This is a genomic window from Kyrpidia sp. (genome assembly GCF_023512215.1).
GTDB classification, from domain to species: domain Bacteria; phylum Bacillota; class Bacilli; order Kyrpidiales; family Kyrpidiaceae; genus Kyrpidia; species Kyrpidia spormannii.
The window spans coordinates 33054-58511 of the sequence record NZ_JAILZZ010000010.1 but is presented as its reverse complement, the minus strand read 5'-3'; the positions used below and the strand labels follow the sequence as shown (position 1 = coordinate 58511).

Genomic DNA, 25458 nt, shown 5'->3' with positions numbered 1-25458 from the left:
ATAGACCCGCCGACACCCGGCGCCGGCCCCTCCGTACGATCATTGCGCGATTATGCCCGGCGCACGTTCCTTCCAGAGAGTCGGCAACGGCCGAGTACGGAGCCCATTATACCCGAACCGCTTTTGGAACAGAAGCCACCTCAGCCCCTGCATGGCGGACCTCCTCCGTGATTCGGTTGTCTGCACCGGGGAAGAAGCGGTGGAGACATGGAACGAGTGCTCCCCCGGGATCCGTGAACCGGGGGAGCGGCATGATCAGGTGTCCGGGCAACCCGCATTTAACTGTACTGAACCCGAATTTTGTCCCTCCCGTTGACAAACTGGTCCGCTCCCAAAGCGGCCACGCACCCGTCGGCGGCCGAAACCACCGCCTGCTTGGCGGGGGTGCGGCGGGCGTCGCCGCCGGCAAACACGCCCGGGACGTTCGTTCTCAACTGTTCGTCCACAACCACATACCCTTCCTCATCCCGCTCAACTTGGTCCATCAGAAAATCCGTCCCGGGTTTCATGCCGGCCAGATACAGGAAAACCCCGTCCACTTCCCACGTTTGTTCCCGCCGTTCGCCGTCCAGCACAACAATGCGCTCCACCGCATGGTCTCCCATTATCTCCTTGATGCGGTACCTCTTGTAAAGGCGTACGTTTGGCCTCTTTTCCAATCCCGACAGGTCCACTTCCCCCCTGAGTTCTGAACCCGGGATCAGCAAGCGGACTTCTTTACAGAATTTGGCCAGAACTTCCGCCTCGCGCACCGCTTCCTCACTGTCCCCGGCGACGGCGACCACCCGGTTTTCAAAAAACGCCGCATCGCACGTGGAACAATAGCTCACCCCCCGGCCGACAAATTCTTCTTCTCCTTTGATCTTGCCGGAAGGGGCTTTTGCGCCGACGGCGATCAACACACTTTTGGCGCGAATAACCCCTTCCGGAATGTGGACTTTCTTCTCATTCGGATTGGAAAAATCCACTGACAAAACCTGGGTGCGCACAAAGGTGGCCCCGAAGTCTTTGGCCTGAAGTTGCATCTCCGCAAGCAGTTCCCAACCGGTCATCGTTTTGCGGACCCCGGGATAGTTGGCAATCTTGTGAGTCAAAGCCAGGGTGCCGGACGCGGGAGCTTTGTCGATGACCAGGGTTTTCAACCGGCCTCTGGCCGCATACACCGCGGCCGAACTGCCGGCCGGGCCGCCGCCGATGGAGACGAAATCATACACTTCGTTCAATATCTCCAAAGTGACGGGCTGAAAAATATCCTCCGGCGGCACCGATTTCTCCGGTCCGGCTCCTACCTGATTCTCCGTTTTTTCCTCATGTTGCCCGGCGTCCGCCACCGCCTGTTGCTCCAACCCCAAAGCTTTGCGCATTTTTTCCGGTTGAAACCCGAGAATGAGTTTGCCGTTGATCAGGGTGGCGGGGGTACCGAAAATCTTTTTGGCTCTCAATTCATCAAAATATTCCTTGACTTTGGAGACATTCCTCTCTTCAAAGGGAATGTCCCATTCTGAGAGCTGCTCCTTGACCCTGTGGCAGTAGGGGCACCCCGTGCTCGTGTATACGATAACCTCCGTGGACATCCGTGTTCTCCCTCCCAATTACAGCAACGGGTCTCCCGGATTCCAATTGGCCGCGCACAATCCCCCGGATTGCAGCGCCTGCAACACCCGAAGAGTTTCTTCCACGCTGCGCCCCACATTGTTGTGGTGAACCACCTGGTATTTCACGATTCCTTCCGGATCGATGATGAACAGCCCGCGCAAGGCCACCCCTTCTTCTTCTATGAGAACACCGTAATTGCGGCTCACCTGTTTGGTGATGTCAGAGGCGAGAGGAAAGTGCAGGGGCCCGAGCCCGCCGTGCTCCCGAGGGGTGTTGATCCACGCCGCATGGGAATATTTACTGTCGATGCTGGCCCCCAACACTTGCGTGTCCAATGCCGCGAATTGTTCGTGGGCATCATTCAGCGCAGTGATCTCCGTGGGACAAACAAAGGTAAAATCAAGGGGATAGAAGAAAAATACCAACCATCTTCCCCTGTAATCGGACAGGGCCACTTTCCCGAAGTCCCTCCCGTTTCCGAGGGCCGTTTCCATGTTGAAATCCGGTGCGGGCTTTTCTATCAACGACATTGTCAACTCCATCTCCTCCTTAAAAAATGTTGGGATCATGATGGACTTAGATTAACAGATTATCTTATACAAGTCAATCTTAAATTATAATCAGTATAAATTTATCCCTGCCCCGGCCCAACTTCTCACCCGACACCGCTGCCAAACTCCTTTCTCAGCAGCGGAATCTCAACGATTTCTCCAAACCTTCTCCACCGTGCCATCAAAGTATGGCGCTAGAATGAAACCGCAATGTCCGGCTCACAGAGTGCCCCGATAGGGCCGTGAAATACCCTTGCCGTGGAGAAAGGAGTTGGAGTCTTTGAAGCGGGTTCGCAGAATTCATTTGTGGATCGGGCTTATCTCTTCGCTGTTCATATTCCTGGAGGCGCTGACAGGGCTTCTCTTGATGGAACCCCGATTAATCGGTGGGAATCCCCCTATCGAACAACGATTCGGTGACAGCGGAGGTTCGGCCGTGAATACCCAAAACATAGAAAGAGCCGTACAAGGGAACGGGGTTATTCCTCCCCGAGAAAGCGGGACGTTCCAGCGAGACCGAGAGAACTTTGGAATCATGGGGATTATTCGCGGCCTGCACGTGGGCCGCATCGGCAATGTCAACGTTTCATGGCTGACCGACCTCGTGGCCGTGGCGATGATATTGTTGTCCGGAACCGGCATTTATCTCTCGCTGAAGATTCTCAGGGCGGAAAGAAGGAGAAAGTTCACCCCGCAAAGCGAAGAAAACGGGGTTTGAACGGGCGAACCTCTTCCCGAGCGACACAGAAGCGAAGGCCCCGTAGGGAAACCGGCGGGGCAAATTCCCTTCGTGAGGGGCCTGCGTGAAATCGTGAACTCGGCCTGGAAATGGCAGCGCGCAGCAGGTGAAAAGTGAAGGAAAAGTCGCACGGACCAACAGCCGGTACAGTGGACGGGAGGAACTCGTGTGAAACGCTTTAAATGGAAAGGACATCACACCGTCCTTTTGGGAATATTGGCCTTATCGGCCATCCTGAACATCTATGGACTGAACCGCCAGGGCTACGGAAACGAATACTACGCCGCGGCGGTCAAAAGCATGCTTCTGAACTGGCACAACTTCTTTTTCAATTCCTTTGATCCGGGCGGATTTATCACCATTGACAAGCCCCCGGTAGGTTTCTGGATCCAGGTCCTGTTTGCATGGGTGTTCGGCTTTCACGGATGGGCCCTGATGCTTCCCCAGGCCCTGGCGGGCGTCGGTTCAGTGGCAATCCTGTATGCGCTGGTCCGGAGATATTTCGGAATTGCTGCGGGGCTCATCGCCGCCGCCGTGATGGCGCTCACCCCGATCGCCGTCGCCGTGGAACGGACAAACCAAGTGGACGGTACTCTCGTCTTTGTGATGTTGCTGGCGACCTGGTGCCTGTTCAGGGCTCTGGAAACGAAAAAATGGCGCTGGTTGTTGGGGGTCGCCCTGGCGGAGGGCATTGGTTTCAATGTGAAAATGCTGGAGGCTTATCTCATTCTTCCCGCCATCTATTTCGTGTACGCCGTGGCCGCAAAGATGGATTGGAAGAAGAAGCTTGTCCATCTCGCGGGAATGACGGCGGTTCTGCTCGCCGTTTCGTTTTCCTGGGCGGTGGTGGTGGATTTGACCCCCGCGGACCAGCGGCCCTATGTGGGGAGTTCCCAGACCAACAGCGTGATGGAGCTCATTTTCGGGTACAACGGCATCCAGCGATTGACCGGCGGCCCCAGGGGGGGCATGCATCCGGGGGGAGCAGCGCCTTGGAATCAATCGAGCGGGGATCAATTTGCGCAACGTCAACGCAACCCGGGCGCCGTTGGTCAGGATGGGCGCAACTGGGCCCAGGGCCCGTTCATGGGGGCAAATGGGTTTGCCGGCCCGGGCGGGAGAATGGCCCCGGGTGGACCGCCGTCTTCCGGGTTTGGGGATCCCCGGACGGGCTTCGTGCCGCAGGGCGGCGGCCTCGGTGGCAATCCGCCCGGCGGAGGAATGTTCGGGACTGGAACACCGGGACTGTTTCGTCTGTTTGAGCCATCGCTCAGCGGCCAAATCGCTTGGCTTTTGCCCATCGCGCTTCTGTCGGCCATCCGGTTGCTCCGGGGCGTTCGCTGGCGCCGGCCGCTCCGTCGCCGGGAGACAGCGGCCCTGTATTGGACGGCATGGTTATTGCCGATGATCGCGTTTTTCAGTGCCGCAACGTTTTTCCATCCGTATTACTTGATCACCTTGGCACCCGGTATCGCCGCCCTGACGGGTGCCGGATTAACCACCCTGTGGCGCGACTTCCGGGCGGGCGGACGGCGTCGCTGGTATTTGCCGGCGGTCATTCTCGTTGACTTGGCATTGCAATATAGAATCGTTTGGGATTATCCGGCGCTTCGCGGCGCACTAATCTTCGGGTCGGCCGCCGCCGTGCTCCTTTCCGCTGCAATCTTGTGGCGGGGCTCCAGATTCAGAGGGTGGAAGATCGCGGGAGCAGCCCTCGGCATCGCCTCGCTGCTCCTCGCGCCGGGATACTGGTCCCTGACCCCCGCCCTGTACGGGGTCAACGCCACAATGCCGCAGGCAGGCCCTCCTCGAAACGGGGCTTTCGGCGAAGGATCTTTTCCGAACAGATTCGGTTCCGGGATGTACCGAGGGTTTAGTGGCAGAACGCTTCCGAGCGGCTTCCCGCCGGGGGCCGACGGCGGCTTCAGCGGCGGGGGTCTGCCGAGCGGTTTCCCTCCGGGAGGCGCCAATGGGTTTGGCGGCGGAACTCCTCCAGACGGCTTCGGCCGCGGGATGTTGGGCGACAACCCCGCTCTGGTGGCCTACTTGGTCAAACACTATCAGGCATCGCCGGGTTCCTTCTTGGTCGCCACGCAGAATGCCAATACGGCAGCCCCTCTCATCCTTGAAACCGGACTGCCGGTCATGGCGATGGGCGGGTTTCTCGGCTCCGATCCGGCGATCACCGTGGACAAACTGCAACAGTTGACCAGCAGCGGGAAGCTCCGCTACTTCCTTTTGGACGGAAGAGGGTTTGGAGGGGGGCGGCAGTACGCCGTCACAGAGTGGATCACGACCCATTGCAAATTGGTCCCGGGCAGCGAATGGGGGGCTTCCACATCGTCACCCGCCTCGGCCGGGACGAACATGAGGCCGGGAGGTGTCGAGCTCTATGAATACGTCGGGCCATGAGGACAGGGTTGTCGAGCAGGCGGCTCGGCTGAACGAAGCCGGACGAACCGACGACGAGGAACGCCCGGTCTATTCGGTCGTCATACCCGTGTACAATGAACAGGATGTGATTTCCACAACGTGTCAAAGACTGAAGTCCGTCATGGACGAGCTTCAGACCCCGTATGAGCTCATTTTTGTAAACGACGGGAGCACCGACCATTCCCGATCCATTCTGGAGACTTTGAGCGTCGAAGACCCGACGGTCAAGATCGTGAACTTCTCGCGAAATTTCGGCCATCAGGCGGCGGTGCAGGCCGGCATGGACTATGCGTCCGGGAAGGCGGTCATCGTGATCGACGCCGACCTGCAGGATCCGCCGGAGCTCATTCCCCGCATGGTGGAGAAGTGGAAGCAAGGGTACGACGTGGTGTACGGGAAGCGGGTGGCCCGGCGGGGGGAAACCCGGTTCAAGCGCTGGACGGCCGCCGCTTTTTACAGGATGCTCAGGCGGTTGACCGACATTGAGATCCCGGTGGATACGGGAGATTTTCGCCTCATCGACCGAAAGGTGTGCGACGTGGTCACCCGAATGCCGGAGAAAGCCCGGTTCATGCGAGGGCTGGTGGCTTGGGCGGGATTTCGCCAGGCGGCTTTGGAATACGTAAGGGAACCGCGGCTGGCGGGAGAAACGAAGTATCCGCTGCGCCGAATGGTCCGGCTGTCCATGGATGCCGTAACCTCCTTCTCCGACAAGCCTTTGAAATGGCCCCTGTATGTCGGCGGAGCGCTGGCGTCCTCCGGCGTGGCCGTCCTCCTCGTCGCTGCGGGCCGCTACCTGGCCGGAGGCCGGTCGGATGTGCTGTGGCTCTGTGCGGTCATTCTGATCGGCAACGGTCTGGTGTTGACCGGTATCGGCATGATGGGGCAGTATGTATCGAGAATTTACGACGAGGTCCGTCAACGCCCCCTCTACATTGTGGAGAGCGCCAGACGGTTGAAAAGGACGTCATCCCATGAATGAGGCGGCCAAAATATGGCGGAACCGGGCCGGCCAATGGATGCGTTTCGGAATGGTCGGGATGCTGAACACCGTGGTGGACTTCCTCGTGTTTTTTGTCTTGGTCCGGGGGGCGCACTGGGGAGCCGCCCCCGCCCAGGCCGTGTCATACACTTGCGGAGTGTGCAACAGCTACCTGTGGAATCGTTCGTTCACCTTTCGGAGTCGGGTTCGGCCCGGTGCCGCGGAGTTCGCCAAATTCCTGCTGGTAAACGGGGTGTCCTGCGGGATTTCCTCCCTCGCCCTTTTGATACTGGAGAAAAGATCCTGGTCCCTCCCCCTTGCCAAAGCCGTGGTTACACTCCTGGCCATGGGCATCAATTTCGCGGGAAGCAAGCGGTGGGTATTTCGTTCGGATAAAGGAGGAGTCCGGCGGTGAAAAGTGGTCGCGCATGGAATTGGGCGGGGTTCTGGGCTCTGTGGAGCCTGTCGATTGCGCTTCAGGTTGTTTTGGCCGGACGTTTCCGGGGGTTTGTCGGCGATCAAATGATTTTTGACTCCTGGATGCGCCGGCTGCAGCAGGTCGGATTGGCGGGGATTTACGAAAGTCCGAGAGTCGATTATCCTCCGGGTTATTTGATGATCCTGGACCTGTACGGCAGGATCGCGAACTTCTTCCATATCCGCGTCGTTCCTGGAGGATTGTGGATCAAACTCCCGGGTATCGCGATCCACGCCGTCGCCATGATCGCATTTTTCCTCCTGGCCAAAGATACACCGGGTAAATGGAGATGGTTCGTGGTTGCCCTGTTTTGCCTGAACCCGGGCCTCCTTTTCGATACGGCCGTGTGGGGTCAAGTGGACATTCTCCCCGGCATCCTGGCGCTGTCGGCGGTCATGGCCTTGCGAAAGAGGGCGGGGATCGCCGGGGCTCTCTTTTCCTCCGCGCTCCTGAGCAAGTTTCAATCCATCGTCGTGTTCCCCGTTCTCGCCGTCGGCGAGGTCCGAGAAGCAGTGACGGCCGGGCACTTTCGGCGTCTCGGGCGATTCCTCGCGGGAGTCGCGGTTCCTTTAGCCGCGGTCGCCCTGTTCTTTGCCATGCACGGCAGCTTGTCCAATATGGTGGAAATGGCCTACATGCGCCCGACGGCGGAATACCCGTTCCTCAGCATGAACGCCTTGAACATCTGGTTTTATTTGTTCGGAACGCCACCCCGCCTTCCGGACAGTACCGTCCTCTTTGCCGGCGTGACCTATAAAATGCTGGGGATGTTCCTGCTTTTTCTCGCAACTGTACACGTGGCCCTCTATCTGTGGCGTCGAAGGGAGATCACGGTGGAAGCCCTGCTCAAGGCATCGACCGTCCTGAGCTTCTCCTTTTACATGTTGCCGACTGAAATCCATGAACGGTACATCCTCATGGCCTTGATCTTTACCATCGCCGTCTCATTGTGGGACAAAAGATGGGCGCTCCTTGCCGCCGGTTTAACCATCACCTCGTTTTACAACCTTTACGCGGTTTGCTACCGCGCCCTTGATCCGTCCCTCGGTTTGTGGATGGTGTATATAAACGGCGGCATCTTTGTGGCAATGCTGATCATGACCAAGAAAGAGATGGTCCTTCCCCACCCGCGGTAAGGTAATGTCCCGTCAAGTGGTGTAAAACACCGCTTGTATCGAAAGGGTGACGGGATGGCCTTTGTACCCAACCCGCATTCACTCCGCTTCCAGGATCTCCATGGCCTTCGCCACAGCGGAGGATGTACCCGGTGTACAGATTCCGCATCGGCCTGTCATGCTACTGCGTCGGCGGCCCGACCGCCACCCGTTTCCCCTCTTTCAGGCCCTCCAGTTGGGGATTCTTGATCACCAGATCCCCGGCATTCAACCCCTGCGCGATGACCACCAGTTGGTCGGTCTCCATGCCCTTCCTCACTTTCTGTATCCGGGCTCGGCCGTCCCGCACCACCCAAAGGGCGTCGCCGTCCCCGAAAGAGAACAGGCAGGTTTTGGGTACCGCCAGCTTGTTCGCCTGCTCCAACACGCGAAACTCAACGTCAACGGCGTAGCCCGGCCTCAGATCTGGGGCATTCTCGCCGGGCTGGACAGTCACCTTCACCCTGTGTTCGGTCAGCCCCAAGGTGGACACCTTTTCCACGGCCGAGGGAGCGACGGCCGTCACCGTGCCGGAAAAGCGGTAATCCCCGTCCTTGCGCTTTTGGATGAGGGTCACCTTCATCCCCGGCTTGACATACAGCACGTCTTCGGTAAGAACGTAAACGCCGACCCGGTATCCACCCGTTCCCGTCAAGTTCATGAGCAAGCTCTGAGGGTCGACCGCCATCCCTGGCTTCACGTTCAGTTCCCGCACCACCCCGTCCACGGGCGCGGTAATCCGGCTGTCAGCAATCCGGCTCTCGACCTGCCGAATCTGCGCGTCCACCTCCTCGATCATACCCTGAAAATATGCCTCCGTAGCCGTCGTCGCCGTTGCGGCGGTTCCAGTGCCGCCCGGCGCACCCCTTGGCGTAACGCCGCTCGCCTGGGCCTGCAAGAGTTGCAGCTTGGACTCCTGCTGGGACTGTTCGTTTTCCAACTGCTTAACTTTGCCCTCCGCCGCGTCCAAATCCGTTTTGGGAGCCGCCCCCGCCTCGTACAGACCTTTCGTGCGCTGGTAATCCTGCCGGCTCTGCTCCAACTGCCGCCGGACTTCCTCCAGCACCAACTGCTGCTGCTGGACTTGCTGGCCCAACTCCTGGAACGACTTGTCCTTCTGCCCTTCCAGACTCGTGCGCTGAGCCTTCAACCGGGCCAGTTGGTATTCCAGATCTTTCGTATCGATTCGGGCCAGAAGGGTACCCTTCGCCACCCGCTGTCCTTCCTCCACGGGCAGTTCCGCAATTGTTCCACCGAGCGGGCTGTAGACGGGCCGATCCACCGCCGCCTCCACAATCCCTTCTTCCGTAAAATCCAGCGACACCGTTTGCGGTTTCACCGCGATCAGTTCCGCTGCAAGCGGCCGCTGGGTGTTCCAGACGACATAAGCCGCAGCGGCAACCGCCCCGATCAGGACAAGCGCCCATTTCACCCACCGTTTCATCCTCGGTCCCTTCCTCGCCCGTTACTCCCGTTCTTTCAAAACCCCGACTATATCTAACTTCGCCACCTTCCGGGCCACCCAACGCTGCGCCAGCCACACGGCCAGCACCGTGCCTGCCAAAGCCAAAAACAGTGCCGACAGCGGCGTCAACGCAGGTATCGAATACAAGTCGCTGCTCAAACTGCGGGAGATGGCCCAGTTGACCCCGTAAGTCAGCGGGACGCCGCCTGCAATCCCCGCGACGGCGAGCAACCACTGCTCCACCGAGATGACCTCCGTCACTTCCCGGGACCGCAAGCCCAGCACTCGAAGAGAAGCCAATTCCCGTTTTCGTTCCGCCAGGGAGATGACGCTGGAATTGTACACCACGGCAAAGCCTGTGACGACCGCCATCAGGTCCATCACCCAAATCATATACGAATACGAGGCCATCAGTTGTTGATATTTCTCGATCATTTGGCGCTTGTCTTCAATGGTGCTCACCCAGCGGGCCTCGGCAAAGGCGTCCTTGAGGCCCGCGACAGAGCCGGGATCGACCGCCGCCAGCACGGAGGTGGCGGCCTCCTGCTGCCCCAATAGCCGGAACATCGCCTCCCGATTCATATAGACGTTGGAGCCCAGATACTGAGGAACGACCTCCGCCACCCGGACAAAGACCGGCAACTCCTTGGCCCAGGGACTCTCGACCCGGATCACGTCCCCGACCCCCGCCCCGAGGCTGTCGGCAATCTGTGCGGACAAGACCATGCCATCCGGAGGAATCCGCACCGGGTTCCCAGCTTTGTCCAGGGGCGTGAAAAGTTGCGAGTCCGGCTCCAAAGCCAGAGCCACCACGTCCTTTTTGCGATACTCATACTCAAGGCTCACCGGAACCTCCGCCAAGGGTTCCGCCCGTTTGACCCCCCCGGCCCGCTGCAGCTCTCGTGCGGCTGGGTCCGCCGGCAACGGCTTGCTGAAGGCGATTTTGACATCGTATTTCTGCACCTTGGTGAACTGCTCCATGACCATGAAGTCTTCGGCGGAAGTCAGAGACCACAAGACGGCCATGATGGTGAAGGTGAAGACGGTCCCGATCCATGTAAAAAAGCTGCGCCCCTTGTTTCTCGCGATGTTGCGCACGGCCATCCGACCCTGGACCGTGAAGGCCGTCCAGAATCCAGGAATCTTTTCCATCCAAAATCTCCGGTTGAAGACGGGAACCGGCGGGCGCATCGCCTCGACGGGCTGCAATTTCAGAACACCCTTCGCCCCCTGAAATGCGGCGAACAAGCTGAACCCCACCGCCGCCAGGACACCGCTTAACACATATTCCCAGGAAAAACGACCCATCAACCCGGGCAGACTGAAATATTCCCGATAGATCGCGGTCATGGACGCCGACAGGGCCGCACCGAGCAACCCTCCCAGAATTCCTCCGGCAACCCCCACGATCAGACCGTAGGAAAGGTAGTGCCGCAAGACTTCCTCATTGCGGTAACCGAACGCTTTCATGATGCCGATTAGACCCCGCTGGGAATCCACCAGCCGCTTGAGCATGATGTAAAGAATGATAGACGAAATCGTCAGAAACAACAGCGGCACGCTCCGCGACACCTTATTCAACTGCTCCAATTCCTGGCTCAACATCGCGTTGCTGGGCTGGTCCTTTCGGGGGTAAAGGGCTTCCAGACCGTACCGTTCCAGTTCTGTCCGGACGTAAGGGCTGACGTCGTCGAAGGCGTATCCCTGCTTTAACGTAAACGCGACATCGTTGATCAGCCCTTTTTGGCCAAACAGGCTCTCCATCACCGGATAAGGCACATATGCCACTTCGAAGGTCCGGGGGTCGGGAAAAATGTTCTGGGCATCTTTCATGGCGTAAATGTACTCCGGACTCTGGCCGGCCCCGGCGATTTTGAGCTCCACCTTCTTTCCTTCGATGATGACGGTCAAGGAATCCCCCGGAGAGAGCCCGTTGGCCGCGAGAAACTTATAGGCGACAACCATCGCCTCATCCCGCTCTCCGGGAAACGAGCCCTGGAACAGCTTCACCGCATTCAGGCTGTGGGGGTTTTGCGTGTCGTAGGAAATCAGCCTCAGGTACACGTTGTCCGCCGGGTTCGCCGTCCACACCCGGACATCCTCAACCAGCCGCCCTTGGACCTCCCCGATGCCCGGGATCTCCCGCAGGCGGTCCACCTGGGACAAAGGCATGGCCCTCACCCGGGCAAAACCGTCTGCAAAACGGTATTCCCGATAAAAGCTTTCTCTGGCCGCCAACAGATTGTCCCGGGCCATGAGCATCGAGGTGTAGGTCGCAAGCCCGATGACGATCACGGCGATACAGGCCAGATAAGCCATTTTGTTCTCCCAAACATCCCTCCACATCTTTTTGCCGAGAATCACCACGAAACCTCCTCGGGCGGCACGGGGTCCGGCACGGCCTCGATGCGGTCCAACCTCCCGTCTTTCAAATAGAAAACCCGGTCCGCCATCCGTGCAATTCCCGCGTTGTGGGTGATGATGATGACCGTTTTGCCGTATCTCAGATGAAAATCCCTAAGCACTTTCAACACCTGGATCCCCGTGGCCGAATCCAGCGCCCCGGTGGGCTCGTCGCAAAGGAGAATCTCCGGGTTTTTGGCAACAGCCCGGGCGATGGCCACCCGCTGCTGCTCACCCCCGGACAGTTGGGCGGGAAAATGATCAGCCCGATCGCCCAGTCCCACCTGGGCCAACACCTCGTCCGCCTTCAGGGGATGTTTGGCGATTTCCACCGAGAGCATGACGTTTTCGTAGGAGGTCAGGTTCGGCATGAGATTGTAGAATTGAAAAACAAACCCCACCGCGTCCCGCCGGTATTCGGTCAGTACCCTTTCGGACGCGCCGTGAAGGGGTTTGTTTTTGTAATAGATCTCTCCCGCCGTGGCCGTGTCCATGCCGCCGATGAGGTTAAGCATGGTGCTTTTGCCCGATCCGCTGGGGCCAAGGACCACCACGAACTCTCCGGCGTAAATGTCGAAGGTGACCCCTTTGAGGGCGTCCACACGGACCTCGCCCATCTGGTACGATTTGGTCAAATTGCGCGCCTTGAGCACGATCTCCATGAGTTTCCCCCCGGCTCGGCAGTACGCCACAGACAGCATACCGCGGCACGAAGCCGTAGCATCCCGTGAGGCAAGAGCTCCGCGGCACCGGCGGTCACGCTAAGTCCGCGGCTTGTGCGGCGATATCGGTCCGGTGATGCATTCCTTGAAACCGAATGTGTCCTACCGTGGCATAGGCAGCCCTTCGGGCATCGGCAAGACTGTTGCCAAGCCCCGTCACACCGAGCACCCGTCCCCCGGCCGTCACCAGGCTGCCGTCGTCCGCCCGGGCGGTTCCGGCGTGGAAGATCAGCGCCTCGTTTTGGTCGCCTCGTTGCAAGGAGCCGTCCTCATCCAGTCCGGTGATCGAGTCCCCTTTGCGATACGACCCCGGATACCCTGCCGCTGTCAAGATCACACAAACCGCCGCCTGGGGGGACCATCTCACCTCAATGCGGTCCAGGGTTCCGTCCAACACCGCCTCGAGCACATCCAACAAGTCGGTCTCCAGGCGGGGCAGCACCACCTGGGCTTCCGGGTCCCCGAAACGGGCATTGAACTCGATCACCTTCGGACCTTCGGCGGTGAGCATGAGCCCGGCATAAAGTACCCCGTAAAAGGGCCGCCCGTCCTCAACCAAAGCCCGGGCCACCGGCCTTAGGATCTTGCTCTCCACCCGGGTCATGGTGTCCTCATCTATCCACGGCACCGGTGAATAGGTCCCCATCCCCCCGGTATTGGGCCCGCGATTGCCGTCAAACACCGGCTTGTGATCCTGGGCCGGGACCATGGGCACCACCGTCTCCCCACTGACAAAAGCCATCACCGTGGCCTCCCGGCCCTCCAACATCTCTTCCAAGACCACCCGCCGGCCGCTCTCGCCAAACACGCCATCCACCATCATCGACCGGAGCGCCGCCTCGGCTTCCTCCACCGTCCGGGCCACCACCACGCCTTTGCCCGCCGCCAGGCCGTCTGCTTTCACCACCACCGGAGCCCCGTGGCTCCGAAGATACCTCAGCGCCTCCTCGTAGGAATCAAACGCCGCGTACCGGGCTGTGGGAATCCCCACCCGGGTCATCAGCGCCTTCGCATAACCCTTTGATCCTTCGATCTCCGCCGCCGCCCGGCTCGGTCCAAAGATGCGCAGCCCCGCCTCGCGAAACCGATCGGCAAGCCCGGCCAGGAGCGGAGCCTCGGGACCGACCACCGTCAGATCGACCCTCTCCCGCTCCGCCAAAGCCAACAACCCCTCCACATCCTCCGCCCCCACCGGCACATTCCGGCCCCATTCGGCAGTGCCGGGATTCCCCGGGGCACACAAAATCTCCGGCCTCCGGGGACTCTGGGCGAGCTTCCACACCAGGGCGTGCTCCCGCCCACCTCCGCCTACCACGAGGATTTTCATCCCGATCCCTCCCGTCCCGCCTTCATCCGTGGCGAAAATGCCGCATCCCCGTGAACACCATGGCGATGCCCGCTTCGTCCGCCGCCCGGATTGACTCCTCATCCCGGATGCTGCCCCCGGGTTGCACAATGGCCGTCACCCCGGCCTTGGCCGCCTCCTCCACCGTATCGGACATCGGGAAGAAGGCGTCCGACGCCATCACCGACCCTCTGGCCAACTCCCCGGCTTGCGCAATGGCGATCCGGGCCGAACCCACCCGGTTCATTTGGCCAGCCCCGACCCCCACCGTCCGCCGACCGTGCACCAGCACGATAGCGTTCGATTTTACATGCTTCACCACTCGCCAGGCCAGAGCCATCTGCTCCAGTTCCGCTCCAGACGGGATACGTTTTGTCACCGGCCGCCAACTGTCCGGCACCACCGGCGCCACATCCGTCCCCTGGACCAAAAGCCCCCCGGAAACCGTTCGGGCCGATACCCCCTCCCGCACTGGCTCGAGAAGCCCCGGGATTTCCAACAAGCGCAGATTTTTCTTCGTCGTCAAAATCTCCAATGCCTCGGGGGTAAACTCCGGAGCGATCACGATCTCGAGAAAAATCTCCTTCATCTGCCGGGCGGTCTCCCCGTCCAGCGGGCGGTTTACGGCGATGATCCCGCCGAAAATCGACACGGGATCGGCCTCGTAGGCCTCGTGAAAAGCATCGGCCAGGGTCTCTCCCCACCCCACGCCGCAGGGATTCGTATGTTTCACCGCCACCGCCGTCGGCCCTTGGAACTCCCGCACCAGATGCAGGGCCGCATCGGCATCAAGCAGATTATTATAGGAAAGTTCCTTCCCGTGAAGCTGGCGAGCCCCCGCCAAGGTCGACGGCCCGGCGAACGGCTCCCGATAAAAGGCCGCCGGCTGATGAGGATTCTCCCCGTACCGCAGACTCTGCACCCGGTCGTAGGTGAGCGTCAGCTGCTCCGGGAACCGCTCCCCGGCCCGGTCACTCAAGTATCCGGCGATGACCGCGTCGTAAGCTGCGGTGTGCCTGAAGGCCTTCGCCGCCAGGGCAAGCCTATCCCCCTCCCCAAGGGGCGCCCCGCCCCCGGCCGCCTCCGCCAGGCGGTCATAATCCGCCGGGTCCACCACAACCGCCACGTGGCGGTGATTTTTCGCCGCCGCCCGGATCAAGCTCGGGCCGCCGATATCGATCTGCTCGACAATCTCCTCAAACCGCGCCCCCGGGCGGCTCACCGTCTCCCGAAACGGATACAGGTTCACCACCACGGCATCGATGGGCTCCAGCCCGTGCTCCTCCATCTGCCGCCGGTGCTCCTCCCGGTCCCGCAAAGCCAAGATGCCCCCGTGGACCCTCGGGTGAAGAGTTTTCACCCGTCCGTCGAGAATCTCGGGAAACCCGGTAAAATCGGACACGTCCTTCACCGCCACGCCGGCCTCCCGAAGGACCCGGGAGGTCCCGCCGGTGGAGAGAATTTCCACCCCCGCCGCCGCCAGCTTTTGTCCGAGTTCGACGATACCCGTTTTATCCGAAACGCTGATCAGTGCCCTGCGCATTCTCTGCGACTCCTTTCTTGATCCTGTCGGCCCGGGACCCCCGCGCCGCAGATCCCCCGCCCGCCAGAAGCCTGTGGGCGCCAGTGCACTAGGCCATTTTCAAGCCAAACCTCCCCCCGGCACAACGCCCGGACCACCTCCGGGAGCAGCCGGTGCTCCACCGCGTGGATTTTCACAGCCAGCGAGTCCGCGTCATCCCCGGGGTCCACCGGCACCGCCTCCTGAGCGATGGCCGGGCCGGTATCCATGCCCTCGTCCACAAAATGAACGGTGACGCCGGTCCGGGACACCCCGGCGGCCAGCGCCTGGCCAATGGCGTCTTTTCCGGGAAAATTCGGCAACAACGACGGGTGGAGGTTGATGATCCGCCCACCATACGCCTGAAGCAGCACCTCACCCACCAGGCGCATGTACCCGGCGAGAACAATCCAGTCGATCCGGTGCTCCCGGAGCCGATCCAGGATCTCCCGCTCATAAGCGGGCTTGTCCGGATAAGCCTTGGGGTAAAAAGCAAAAGTCGCGACGCCGGCCGCCTCGGCCCTCTCCAGCGCCCGGCAACCCGGCTTGTCCGACACCACCAGCACCACCTTGCCCCCACCGAGTTCGTCCAGCCGGCTCAAATCCAAGAGGCGCTGGAGATTGGAGCCCGTGCCCGACGCGAACACCGCCAGGTTGACCGGCGCCAGTCCCGTCATACGCCCCCGCCCCCTTCCGGACGATGGGCTCCCCCGGGTCCGCCGCCCGAAGCCTCGTCGCTCTTATCAACGGCCACCCCGGTCTCCGCCCGCCGCATCACGACCCCCGATGCGGCGTGGGGCGTGCGGATCACCACGCTCCGCTCCCCGGCTTCCACCCGGCCGACCTGCACAGGCCGTCCCCCGTTTTCCTTCAAAACGGCCATCGCCCGATCCACATCCTCCGGGGCGATCATACACACAAACCCGATCCCCATGTTCCACGTCTGGTATAAATCTTCCGCCGTGGGCGGCTCCACCGACAGCCGCCTGAGCGCCGCGAACACCGGCGGCTCCTCCCAGGCAGTGGCATCGAGCACCGCCCGACACCCCTCCGGCAGCGTCCGGATCACGTTATCAAGCAACCCACCCCCGGTAATGTGCGCCATCCCCCGCACATCCACCCGTTCAAGCAGAGCCAGAATCGCCCGCACATAGATCCGGGTCGGGGCAAGCAACACCTCTCCGACGGTGGCCCCGCACTCGGGCAGATCATCCCCCACCGACAGCCCCGCATCTTCAAACACGATTTTGCGGGCCAGGGAGAACCCGTTTGAATGCAGCCCGGCGGAAGGCAAGCCGATCACCACATCCCCGGGGCGCACCCGGGAACCGTCCACAAACCTCGCCCTCTCCACGGCCCCCACGGCAAATCCGGCCAAATCATAGTCCCCCGGCGCATACATGCCGGGCATCTCCGCCGTCTCGCCCCCGATGAGGGCGCACCCGGCCTCCCGGCAGCCGGCGGCCACCCCCGAGACCACCGCCTCGACCTGGTCCGGATCCACCCGGCCCACGGCGAGGTAGTCCAAAAAAAACAGCGGCTCCGCCCCGTGAACGACGATGTCGTTCACGCACATGGCCACACAATCGATCCCCACAGTATCGTGCCTTCCCACCGCCCGGGCGACCAAAAGTTTCGTGCCCACCCCGTCGGTACCCGAAACCAGTACCGGCTCCTTGTACCGAGCCATATCCAGGGCAAAGCCTCCCCCGAACCCGCCAAAAGCCCCCCAGACCTCGGGCCGCCGGGTGCTCTCCACGTGGCGCTTCATCCTGGCCACCGACCGGTCGGCCGCGGCGATGTCCACCCCTGCCTTGCGATACGCCTCGCTCATGAATACCCTCCCCGATGGGCGGCCATCTCCATGACATGTTTCCCCAGATCGTCATACAACCGGGTCGGGTACCGCCCGTGAAAACACGCATTACAAAACGTATCCCCGGGTCCCCCCTGACCGCGTCCCGCCGCTTCCGGCCCGGCTCCGAGGGCCTGAAGCATTCCATCTTCAGACAAAAAAGCCAGGCTATCCGCCCCGATCGCCCGGGTCATCTCCTCCACGGACAACCGGGCCGCCAGCAATTCCTCCCGGGCCGAGGTATCGATGCCGTAATAACAGGGGAACCGCACCGGCGGGGAAGAGATTCGCACGTGAACCTCCCTGGCCCCGGCGTCCCGGAGCATTTGGACAATGCGGCGGGAGGTGGTGCCCCGGACGATGGAGTCGTCCACCATCACCACCCGCTTCCCCTCCACCACCTTGCGCACGGGATTTAATTTTAGACGCACCCCGCGCTCCCGAAGGGCTTGGGAAGGTTGGATAAAGGTCCGGCCGATATATTTATTCTTGATGAGACCCATCTCATAAGGAATTCCCGCGGCTTCCGCGTAACCCACCGCCGCCGAAATGCTCGAATCCGGCACACCGATCACCACATCAGCTTCCGTCGGCGCTTCCTCCGCCAGTCGCTTCCCCATGGCTTTGCGCACCAGGTGCACGTTGCGGCCGTCGATGTCGCTGTCCGGCCGGGCAAAATAGATATATTCAAAGGTACAGAGGGCCTTTCGGGACGCCTCGGCGAACCGAACGGGCTGCACGCCACCCCCGTTGATGACGAGCAGTTCCCCCGGCTCGATATCCCGAACGAATTCGGCACCGATGGTATCAAAAGCGCAAGTTTCCGACGCCACCACCCAACCCGAACCGAAACGCCCCAGGGCCATGGGGCGCAGCCCCTGGGGATCCCGGGCGGCCACGAGTCCGTCCGGGGTGAGAAAAACAAAGGCGTAAGCGCCCTGTACCGTGCGCAGGCTGTCCACAATGGCGTCCACCAACGACCCGCCCCGGTGCCGGGCGATGAGGTGGGCCACCACTTCCGTATCGCTGGTGGACTGGAATATACTCCCTTGGTCTTCGAGCTCACGGCGCAACACCCCGGCGTTCACCAGGTTTCCGTTGTGCCCCAGGGCCAGGGGACCGCCGTGCACGTCAAACACCATGGGCTGGGCGTTCACCAGTTTGTTGGCGCCCGTGGTCGAATAGCGGACGTGGCCGACCGCCGCCTTTCCCGCCAGGCGCTCCAAATCCTCCGGGCCAAACACCTCGGCCACCAGTCCCAGTCCCCGGTGGTGAAACATTTCCCCGCCGTCCACCGTGGCAATCCCGGCGCTCTCCTGGCCTCGGTGCTGGAGGGCGTACAGGGCGTAGTAGGTGAGCTGTGCGGCGTGGTCGCACCCCCAAGCGCCGAAGACGCCACATTCTTCGTGCCAGTGCCGGCCAGACCCCGCATCCGGCCAAGCGTCCCCCCACTCTCCATTCACACCGATGACGCCGCGCCCCGGTTCTCCGCTAGCGCCCACGGGATCGCCCCCTTCCAGACCTCACTCAGCCGCGCCACCGCCACATCCACCCGTTCCTCCCCGGCCCCGTCCGCCACCCGGATCGCGAGCCGGTCGCCGCCGGTGGTCCCGAGCACCGCCAAGGGAACGCCCGCTCCGGCAGCCAGGGCTTTCACAGCCTCCACCTTCTCCGGTTCCACCCCGAGCACGATCCGGGAACCGGCCTCGCCGAACAAGAGAACATCCGCCCGAACCGGGGGCCGGACTTCACCCTGCGAATCGCTCCCTGCAACCTGTTCGCCGCCCGCTCCCGGCGTCTTGGCCTCCGCCTTCGCCGCCGGCCCACCGGACAGTGAACCCAGGTCGATCTCCGCCCCGACCCCGCCGGCCATCGCCATCTCGGCCAGGGCCACCGCAAGGCCCCCTTCGGACACATCGTGGGCGGCCGCCGCCAAGCCCTGCCTGATAGCCTCCAGGCACACGTGCTGCACCCGCCGCTCCATCTCCAGATCCAGGGGCGGCGCGTCCCCGGCCAGCCGGCGGTGCACCCGCAGCAGGTACTCACTCCCGCCGAGCCACGCCCCCTCCATCCCTGGGGCCGGCGCACCGGGGCCCAACAGAACCACCGTCAGCCCCGCCCGCCAGGCCGGGGTGCAAATCTGATCGATGTCTTCCACCAGCCCCACCGCCCCCACAACGGGGGTCGGGTCAATGTCAACACCTTTGCTTTCATTATAAAAGCTCACATTCCCGCTCACCACCGGCGTTTTCAGGACTTCGCAGGCCTGGCTCATCCCCTCCACCGCCTGCTCGAACTGGTAAAACACCTCGGGCTTTTCCGGGTTGCCGAAGTTCAAACAGTCGGTGATGGCCAGGGGCCTCGCTCCGACACACACGAGATTCCGAGCCGCTTCGGCCACGGCGTGCATCCCGCCCACCAAGGGGTTCAGGCGCACATACCGCCCTTGGCCGTCGGTGCACAGCGCCACGCCTTTGCGCGTCCCCCGGATCCAGATCACCGCCGCATCCGCCCCGGGCCGCACCGCCGTGGACGCCTGCACCATGTGGTCGTATTGCCGCCACACCCATTCCTTGTCCGCCAAATCCGGCGACCCCACCAGGGTCAGCAGCACCTCGTCCAGCCGCTCGGGCCGCGGCACGTCCTCCCAGCGCCAGGCCCGAAGCCCCGCCAGTTCCTCCGGCTCCCGGGCCGGCCGCACGTACATCGGCGCCTCGTCCACCAGGGCCGGCACCGGCACCTCCGCCACCACCCGGCCTTCTTCCCGGATACGGAGCATCCCGTCATCCGTCACCCGGCCGATCACCGTCGCCTCCAGGCCCCATTTTCGAAAAATCTGTTCGGCCACGCCCTCTTTGCCCCGCTCCATGACGACGAGCATCCGCTCCTGGGACTCAGAGAGCATCACTTCATAAGGGGTCATCCCCGTCTCCCGGCGGGGAACCAACGCCACGTCGATATCCAGTCCGCTCCCCGCCCGGCTGGCCATCTCGGCGCTGGAGGAAGTCAGCCCGGCGGCACCCATGTCCTGGATCCCCACCACTCCGCCGGTGGCGATCAGCTCCAGACATGCTTCCACCAATAGTTTCTCCATAAAGGGGTCGCCGACTTGAACCGCCGAGCGCTCCTTCTCCAATGGATCCTCCGCCGAAGCGAAGGTCGCGCCGTGGATGCCGTCCCGGCCGGTCTTCGCCCCCACCACCATCACCGGATTGCCCACTCCGGAAGCGGTCCCCCGGGCCAGATCTTCGTGGCGCATCAGCCCCACGCACATAGCGTTGACCAGCGGATTCTCCCGGTAGCTCTCGGCGAATTTCACCTCCCCGCCCACGGTGGGAATGCCGATGGCATTGCCGTACCCGGCAATCCCAGCCACCACCTCCCGGAGCAGGTACCGCTGGCGGGGATCATCCGGCGGCCCAAAGCGCAAACTGTCCAGAAGGGCAATGGGCCGAGCTCCCATGGTGAAAATATCCCGGATGATGCCGCCGACCCCGGTGGCCGCCCCTTGATACGGCTCAATGGCCGAGGGGTGGTTGTGCGACTCCATTTTGAAGGCCACCGCCAGCCCGTCCCCGATATCCACCACCCCGGCGTTCTCCCCGGGGCCCTGCAAGACCTGAGGCCCTTCCGTGGGAAACCGCCGCAACACCCGGCGGGAACTTTTATAACTGCAGTGCTCCGACCACATCACCGAGAAGAGGCCCAGCTCCACCCAGTTCGGCCGCCGCCCGAGCAGCTCCGTGGCCCGGCGGTATTCCGCATCGGTCATGCCGAGATCCCGGTAGAGGGCCTCGGCTTCGATCTGCTGTGCCGTCGGATCCTTAGACAAGCTGTCGTTCCCTCCCCGCCTGCCAAATCGCCTCGATCATCGCCCGGCCGTCTTCGGAGCCCAACAACCGGTGCACCGCCCGCTCGGGGTGGGGCATCATCCCCAGCACATTGCCCGCCTCGTTGACAATCCCGGCGATGTCGTGGCGCGAGCCGTTCGGGTTCTCCCCGGCATACCGAAACACCACCTGCCGATTTCGCTCCAGAGCCTCCAAGGTCTCGTCATCGGCGTAATAATTCCCTTCGCCGTGGGCAATGGGCAGCCTGAGCACCTGGCCGGGCGCGTATTTTGACGTAAATGGCGTGTCCGTTCGCTCCACCCGCACCGGCACGATGGCACAGCGAAACTGCAGATGGTCATTGTGCAACATCGCCCCGGGCAAAAGCCCCGCCTCCAGAAGGATTTGAAACCCGTTGCAAATCCCGATCACCAGCCGCCCGTCTTCCGCCGCTTTTCGCACCCCGTCCATCGCCTCGGCAAACCGGGCGATGGCCCCGGCCCGCAGATAATCTCCGTAGGAAAACCCCCCGGGCAGAAAAATCGCCCCGTAATCGGACAGATCCCGCCGCCCGTGCCACACCAAATCCGGCTCGGCTCCGGTCACATCCCGGAGGGCCATCACCGTGTCCATGTCACAGTTCGACCCGGGGAACTGCACCACCGCCACCCGCACGCTCATCCCTCCGCCTCAACGGCTTCGATCTCAAAGGTTTCCATCACCGGGTTCGCCAGAAGCTCCCGACACATGGCTTCAACCCGCTCCCGGGCGCTCTTCTCATCCGGCGCCTCCAGGGTCACGTCGATGGCCTTCCCAATCCGCACCCCCCGGACCTCCTCGTAACCCAGGGCGTGCAAAGCCCGCTCCACGGCGCTGCCCTGGGGATCCAACACGCTCGCCTTCAGGGTCACATACACCCGCGCCCGAAACATTCATTGACCTCCCAGCCGATGAAGAACTTCTTCGTAAGCTTCCTCAACCCCGCCCAGATCCCGGCGAAACCGGTCTTTGTCGAGCTTCTCCCGGGTGGTGGCATCCCAGAACCGGCAGGTGTCCGGCGAAATCTCATCCGCCAAAAGCACCCGGCCCTCGGCGTCCAGCCCAAACTCCAGCTTGAAATCCACCAGCAGGATGTTCCGCGCCCTCAGATACGCCGTGAGGATCTCGTTGATTTTCAGCGCTTGGGTGGTGATATCATCAAGTTGCTCCGGGGTGGCCACCCCGAGGACGGCGATGTGGGACTCGTTGATGAGCGGATCCCCCAACTCATCGCTCTTGTAATAGAATTCCACCACCGGCCGGGGCAACTCCCGGCCCTCTTCCCAGCCCAGTCGCTTGGCCAGGCTGCCCGCGGCGATGTTCCGCACCACCACTTCCAAGGGGATGATCGTCACCCGGCGAACCAGCTGTTCCCGATCCGACAGGCGCTTCACGTAATGGCTGTCCAGGCCCTTGGATCGCAGAAGTTCGAAAAACAAGGCGCTGATCTTGTTGTTCAACTCGCCCTTGCCGGCGATCTGATCGCGTTTTTGCCCGTTGAACGCCGTGGCGTCGTCTTTGTATTCAATGACGTACAAATTGGGATCATCCGTCTTGAAAACTTTCTTCGCTTTGCCCTCGTACAACATGTCCCGCTTCTCCATCATCAAGCCCCTCCCTTGAAATGTGCCTCTCAGTCCCGCGCTTTGGGGTCGTCATCCAGCCCCAACCGCTCAAAAATCTCATCCACGTGCTTGAGGTGCCACTTGGGATCAAAACAATCGTCCAATTCCTCCCGGCTGAGCTGCGACGATATCCACGGGTCGGCCTCCAGCAGCTCCCGAAAGGGCCGCTGCTCCTCCCAGGCCTGCATGGCCCGGGACTGAACAGCGTCGTAAGCTTTCTCCCGGGTGGCGCCTTTGTCGATGAGGGCCAACAGCACCCGCTGGGAGTAAATCAACCCAAAGGTCTTGTCCATGTTGCGCCGCATATTCTCCGGGAACACCGTCAAATCTCGAAGAATCCCCGTCATCTTGCGAAGTAGATAATGAATGAGGATCGTCGCGTCCGGCAGCATGACCCGCTCCACGGAAGAATGGGAGATATCCCGCTCGTGCCACAGGGGCACATCTTCCATGGCGGGCACCACAAACCCCCGCAATACTCGGGCCAGGCCGGAGATCTGCTCGCAGCTGACCGGATTGCGCTTGTGGGGCATCGCCGACGAACCTTTTTGGCCTTTGTAAAAAGGCTCTTCCACCTCCCGGACCTCCGTCTTCTGCAAAGCCCGGATCTCCGTGGCGATTTTGTCCAGGGTCGTGGCGGTGAGAGCGATCATGGCGATGTAATGGGCGTGCCGGTCCCGCTGAAGCGTCTGGGTAGAGATGGGGGCCGGTTCGAGGCCCAGATTCCGGCACACATAGGCTTCCACAAAGGGGTCGATATTCGCGTAGGTCCCCACGGCCCCGGAAATTTTCCCCACCCGGACCTGCTCCGCCGCCTCTTCCAGCCGCTTCAGGTTGCGCTGCATCTCGGCATACCAAAGGGCCGCTTTCAGCCCAAAGGTGGTGGGTTCGGCGTGAACCCCGTGGGTGCGGCCCATCATGACAGTATATTTATATTTTTTCGCGAGTTGTGCAAGTGTTTCGATCAAACGATGCACTTCTGGCAGGATCCGCTCGTTGGCCTGCTTTAGCAAAGCCGACAACGCCGTGTCCACCACATCCGTCGACGTCAGGCCGTAATGGACCCATTTGCGCTCCGGCCCGAGAGACTCGGATACCGCCCGGGTAAAGGCCACCACATCGTGGCGGGTTTCCCGTTCGATTTCAGCGATGCGCCGGACGTCAAAGCGGGCGTTCTGCCGAAGGGCCCGGACATCCTCCGGGGGGATCACGCCCAGCTCCGACCAGGCCTCACAGGCGAGAAGCTCCACCTCCAGCCACATGCGAAATTTGTTCTGTTCGGTCCAAATCTCCGCCATCTCCGGCAGTGTGTACCGCGGTATCACCCGAATCCCTCCTTGATTGACCGGCGATCCCGAAGCCGGCCGTCTTGCGGGCCCCTAGGCCCGCCCGGCCAAATACCCCGCCACGCCCAGGCGCTGCAGGTCGTCGTCTTTTTTCTCCACCTGGGCGGCCAAAGACTCCCGGTACGCCACCAGGCGCCGGCCCAACTCCGGGTCGCCCGCCGCCAGAATCTGTGCCGCCAAGAGCCCGGCGTTGTACGCCCCGTTCACGGCCACGGTGGCCACGGGGATCCCCCGGGGCATCTGCACGATGGCATACAGGGCGTCCACTCCGCCTAGGCCCCCGCTCTCAATCGGGACGCCGATCACCGGCAGCACCGTATTCGCCGCCACGACCCCCGGGAGATGAGCCGCCCCGCCGGCCCCGGCGATAATCGCTCCGAAGCCGCCTGCCGCCGCCTCGCGGGCCAGCCGGGCCGTCTTGTCCGGCACCCGATGCGCCGAAGAAATGCGAACTTCGTATTCGACCCCGAGAGCATCGAGGGCATCGCAGGCCCCTTTCATGACTTTGAGATCCGAATCACTGCCCATCACGATCAGTACCCGCTGACTCACGCTGTTCCCTCCTAGGTCGCCAAGTTTTTTCTATAGAACTCCACCCGTGAGGTCCCTTCACAAGAAAACCCAGGCTTCAGGCTCCCCCGAGTGAAACCTGCCGCCCGGGCATCCTGACCCTTCCCGCCCTCCCACCCGTCCACATCGCCCACACTCCAAGTCGTGGCTCAACTCCCCATGACATACCCCACCGGAGCCCGGTTGCCCCCCCGGGAAACTGAGGGCACCCGAACCCTTGCGGCACCCCCTGATCGCAAGCGGCGTCGGTGCGCCGACCAGGGGCGAGTGTTGGGCAAACGGGAAATGGACAGGACAGCAGCTTGCGCGGCTCGGCTTCCTCGTAGTCCGGCGATTCACGGTCGCCGGGTAGAGACTCTCGGGCCGGATTCCCGAGGATATACGAGTTCGCCTCAACCTGTCGATTTCTCCTTGCGCCTTTTCAGTCTATCAATCCCCTCTTCCCCTGTCAACGAAAAGGCGAACGTTCTACGGCTCGACTCCGGGAATGTTCGGATTCTCGCCGATCCGGGACCGTTCTGAACTCAAAACCACCATCGATCGTGAACCCACCTGGCGATATACAGAAGAATGCCGGCGGCTACATTCAGCCATCCGATCCCCCGGGCCCAGGCGGCCTCCCGGACCATATGGCGGTCTGTAAAAGGTCTGACGTCAAACCGCAGTACCGCAAGACCGGTGAGAATGAACAGGGCAGAGATATACCCGGCGTCGCTCCACCAAGCTTCCATCATCGCCCCCCTCTCTGTGCCCTCTGGCCGCCA

General features: G+C 61.9%; 22 protein-coding genes and 1 riboswitch. Of the genes, 5 read left to right on the top strand and 17 right to left on the bottom strand.

Annotation, left to right across the window (positions count from 1 at the left end; translation table 11 throughout):
* Positions 1–278: 278 nt before the first annotated feature.
* A complete protein-coding gene (locus K6T64_RS06025) occupies positions 279–1574 on the bottom strand; it encodes an FAD-dependent oxidoreductase (RefSeq protein WP_288009026.1) in 1296 nt (431 codons plus the stop codon).
* A gap of 18 nt (positions 1575–1592) precedes the next feature.
* Positions 1593–2126, bottom strand: coding sequence for a peroxiredoxin (locus K6T64_RS06020; protein ID WP_407928399.1), 534 nt, complete (start codon positions 2124–2126; stop codon positions 1593–1595).
* A gap of 274 nt (positions 2127–2400) precedes the next feature.
* On the opposite strand from K6T64_RS06020, the gene K6T64_RS06015 reads away from it, so the two are divergent.
* From K6T64_RS06015 to K6T64_RS05995, 5 genes are all read left to right on the top strand, one after another.
* Positions 2401–2865, top strand: a complete 465-nt coding sequence (locus tag K6T64_RS06015) for a PepSY-associated TM helix domain-containing protein (protein WP_353737796.1) — start codon at positions 2401–2403, stop codon at positions 2863–2865.
* 189 nt (positions 2866–3054) lie between these two features.
* Complete coding sequence (locus tag K6T64_RS06010) at positions 3055–5298, top strand: glycosyltransferase family 39 protein (RefSeq protein ID WP_288009024.1); 2244 nt, start codon at positions 3055–3057, stop codon at positions 5296–5298.
* Positions 5279–6301, top strand: a complete 1023-nt coding sequence (locus K6T64_RS06005; RefSeq protein WP_288009022.1) for a glycosyltransferase family 2 protein — start codon at positions 5279–5281, stop codon at positions 6299–6301. Before K6T64_RS06010 ends, K6T64_RS06005 begins: the two co-directional genes overlap by 20 nt.
* Positions 6294–6716: a GtrA family protein gene (locus tag K6T64_RS06000; RefSeq protein ID WP_288009021.1), complete on the top strand. Its 423-nt coding sequence runs from the start codon at positions 6294–6296 to the stop codon at positions 6714–6716. Before K6T64_RS06005 ends, K6T64_RS06000 begins: the two co-directional genes overlap by 8 nt.
* Complete coding sequence (locus K6T64_RS05995) at positions 6713–7915, top strand: transporter (RefSeq protein ID WP_288009019.1); 1203 nt, start codon at positions 6713–6715, stop codon at positions 7913–7915. The genes K6T64_RS06000 and K6T64_RS05995 overlap by 4 nt, the downstream gene beginning before the upstream one ends.
* A 160-nt stretch (positions 7916–8075) precedes the next feature.
* Here the strand turns inward: K6T64_RS05995 and K6T64_RS05990 are convergent, their stop codons facing one another.
* From K6T64_RS05990 to K6T64_RS05920, 15 genes are all read right to left on the bottom strand, one after another.
* Positions 8076–9377 carry an efflux RND transporter periplasmic adaptor subunit gene (locus tag K6T64_RS05990; RefSeq protein WP_288009017.1) on the bottom strand — a complete coding sequence of 434 codons (1302 nt, stop codon included), beginning with the start codon at positions 9375–9377 and terminating at the stop codon, positions 8076–8078.
* Positions 9378–9398: 21 nt separating this feature from the next.
* Complete coding sequence (locus tag K6T64_RS05985; RefSeq protein ID WP_288009016.1) at positions 9399–11762, bottom strand: ABC transporter permease; 2364 nt, start codon at positions 11760–11762, stop codon at positions 9399–9401.
* The gene (locus K6T64_RS05980) at positions 11759–12463 is read right to left on the bottom strand and encodes an ABC transporter ATP-binding protein (RefSeq protein WP_288009015.1); all 705 of its coding nucleotides are present in this window, start codon (positions 12461–12463) and stop codon (positions 11759–11761) included. Before K6T64_RS05980 ends, K6T64_RS05985 begins: the two co-directional genes overlap by 4 nt.
* Positions 12464–12557: 94 nt before the next feature.
* A complete protein-coding gene (gene purD, locus K6T64_RS05975; protein ID WP_288009014.1) occupies positions 12558–13850 on the bottom strand; it encodes a phosphoribosylamine--glycine ligase in 1293 nt (430 codons plus the stop codon).
* Between the two features lie 22 nt (positions 13851–13872).
* Positions 13873–15411, bottom strand: coding sequence for a bifunctional phosphoribosylaminoimidazolecarboxamide formyltransferase/IMP cyclohydrolase (gene purH, locus K6T64_RS05970; RefSeq protein ID WP_100666637.1), 1539 nt, complete (start codon positions 15409–15411; stop codon positions 13873–13875).
* Positions 15396–16106: a phosphoribosylglycinamide formyltransferase gene (purN, locus tag K6T64_RS05965; protein WP_288009012.1), complete on the bottom strand. Its 711-nt coding sequence runs from the start codon at positions 16104–16106 to the stop codon at positions 15396–15398. Before purN ends, purH begins: the two co-directional genes overlap by 16 nt.
* Complete coding sequence (gene purM, locus K6T64_RS05960) at positions 16103–17263, bottom strand: phosphoribosylformylglycinamidine cyclo-ligase (protein WP_288009010.1); 1161 nt, start codon at positions 17261–17263, stop codon at positions 16103–16105. Before purM ends, purN begins: the two co-directional genes overlap by 4 nt.
* Positions 17260–18747 carry an amidophosphoribosyltransferase gene (gene purF / locus K6T64_RS05955; protein WP_288009049.1) on the bottom strand — a complete coding sequence of 496 codons (1488 nt, stop codon included), beginning with the start codon at positions 18745–18747 and terminating at the stop codon, positions 17260–17262. Before purF ends, purM begins: the two co-directional genes overlap by 4 nt.
* The gene (purL, locus tag K6T64_RS05950) at positions 18744–21116 is read right to left on the bottom strand and encodes a phosphoribosylformylglycinamidine synthase subunit PurL (protein WP_288009008.1); all 2373 of its coding nucleotides are present in this window, start codon (positions 21114–21116) and stop codon (positions 18744–18746) included. The genes purF and purL overlap by 4 nt, the downstream gene beginning before the upstream one ends.
* Entirely contained in the window at positions 21109–21789 is a 681-nt protein-coding gene (gene purQ, locus K6T64_RS05945; RefSeq protein WP_100666634.1) for a phosphoribosylformylglycinamidine synthase subunit PurQ, read from the bottom strand. The genes purL and purQ overlap by 8 nt, the downstream gene beginning before the upstream one ends.
* A gap of 2 nt (positions 21790–21791) precedes the next feature.
* Complete coding sequence (gene purS / locus K6T64_RS05940) at positions 21792–22046, bottom strand: phosphoribosylformylglycinamidine synthase subunit PurS (protein WP_100666633.1); 255 nt, start codon at positions 22044–22046, stop codon at positions 21792–21794.
* Positions 22047–22757: a phosphoribosylaminoimidazolesuccinocarboxamide synthase gene (gene purC / locus K6T64_RS05935; RefSeq protein ID WP_100669092.1), complete on the bottom strand. Its 711-nt coding sequence runs from the start codon at positions 22755–22757 to the stop codon at positions 22047–22049.
* A 29-nt stretch (positions 22758–22786) separates the two neighbouring features.
* Positions 22787–24103 (bottom strand): adenylosuccinate lyase, encoded by a 1317-nt coding sequence (purB, locus tag K6T64_RS05930; RefSeq protein WP_288009006.1) that lies wholly within the window; start codon positions 24101–24103, stop codon positions 22787–22789.
* A gap of 54 nt (positions 24104–24157) precedes the next feature.
* Complete coding sequence (purE, locus tag K6T64_RS05925; RefSeq protein WP_013074858.1) at positions 24158–24676, bottom strand: 5-(carboxyamino)imidazole ribonucleotide mutase; 519 nt, start codon at positions 24674–24676, stop codon at positions 24158–24160.
* Positions 24677–24997: 321 nt separating this feature from the next.
* Positions 24998–25099, bottom strand: a riboswitch (purine riboswitch).
* Between the two features lie 119 nt (positions 25100–25218).
* Complete coding sequence (locus K6T64_RS05920; RefSeq protein WP_100666631.1) at positions 25219–25425, bottom strand: CLC_0170 family protein; 207 nt, start codon at positions 25423–25425, stop codon at positions 25219–25221.
* Positions 25426–25458 lie beyond the last annotated feature (33 nt).

Coding starts and splice junctions, on each gene's coding strand:
- purM (WP_288009010.1), bottom strand. CDS start 17,263: ATGAGCGAGGCGTATCGCAAGGCAGGGGTGGACATCGCCGCGGCCGAC.
- purD (WP_288009014.1), bottom strand. CDS start 13,850: ATGAAAATCCTCGTGGTAGGCGGAGGTGGGCGGGAGCACGCCCTGGTG.
- purH (WP_100666637.1), bottom strand. CDS start 15,411: ATGCGCAGGGCACTGATCAGCGTTTCGGATAAAACGGGTATCGTCGAA.
- K6T64_RS06005 (WP_288009022.1), top strand. CDS start 5,279: ATGAATACGTCGGGCCATGAGGACAGGGTTGTCGAGCAGGCGGCTCGG.
- K6T64_RS06025 (WP_288009026.1), bottom strand. CDS start 1,574: ATGTCCACGGAGGTTATCGTATACACGAGCACGGGGTGCCCCTACTGC.
- purS (WP_100666633.1), bottom strand. CDS start 22,046: ATGTTTCGGGCGCGGGTGTATGTGACCCTGAAGGCGAGCGTGTTGGAT.
- K6T64_RS05980 (WP_288009015.1), bottom strand. CDS start 12,463: ATGGAGATCGTGCTCAAGGCGCGCAATTTGACCAAATCGTACCAGATG.
- K6T64_RS05990 (WP_288009017.1), bottom strand. CDS start 9,377: ATGAAACGGTGGGTGAAATGGGCGCTTGTCCTGATCGGGGCGGTTGCC.
- K6T64_RS06020 (WP_407928399.1), bottom strand. CDS start 2,126: ATGTCGTTGATAGAAAAGCCCGCACCGGATTTCAACATGGAAACGGCC.
- K6T64_RS05920 (WP_100666631.1), bottom strand. CDS start 25,425: ATGGAAGCTTGGTGGAGCGACGCCGGGTATATCTCTGCCCTGTTCATT.
- purN (WP_288009012.1), bottom strand. CDS start 16,106: ATGACGGGACTGGCGCCGGTCAACCTGGCGGTGTTCGCGTCGGGCACG.
- K6T64_RS06000 (WP_288009021.1), top strand. CDS start 6,294: ATGAATGAGGCGGCCAAAATATGGCGGAACCGGGCCGGCCAATGGATG.
- purC (WP_100669092.1), bottom strand. CDS start 22,757: ATGGAGAAGCGGGACATGTTGTACGAGGGCAAAGCGAAGAAAGTTTTC.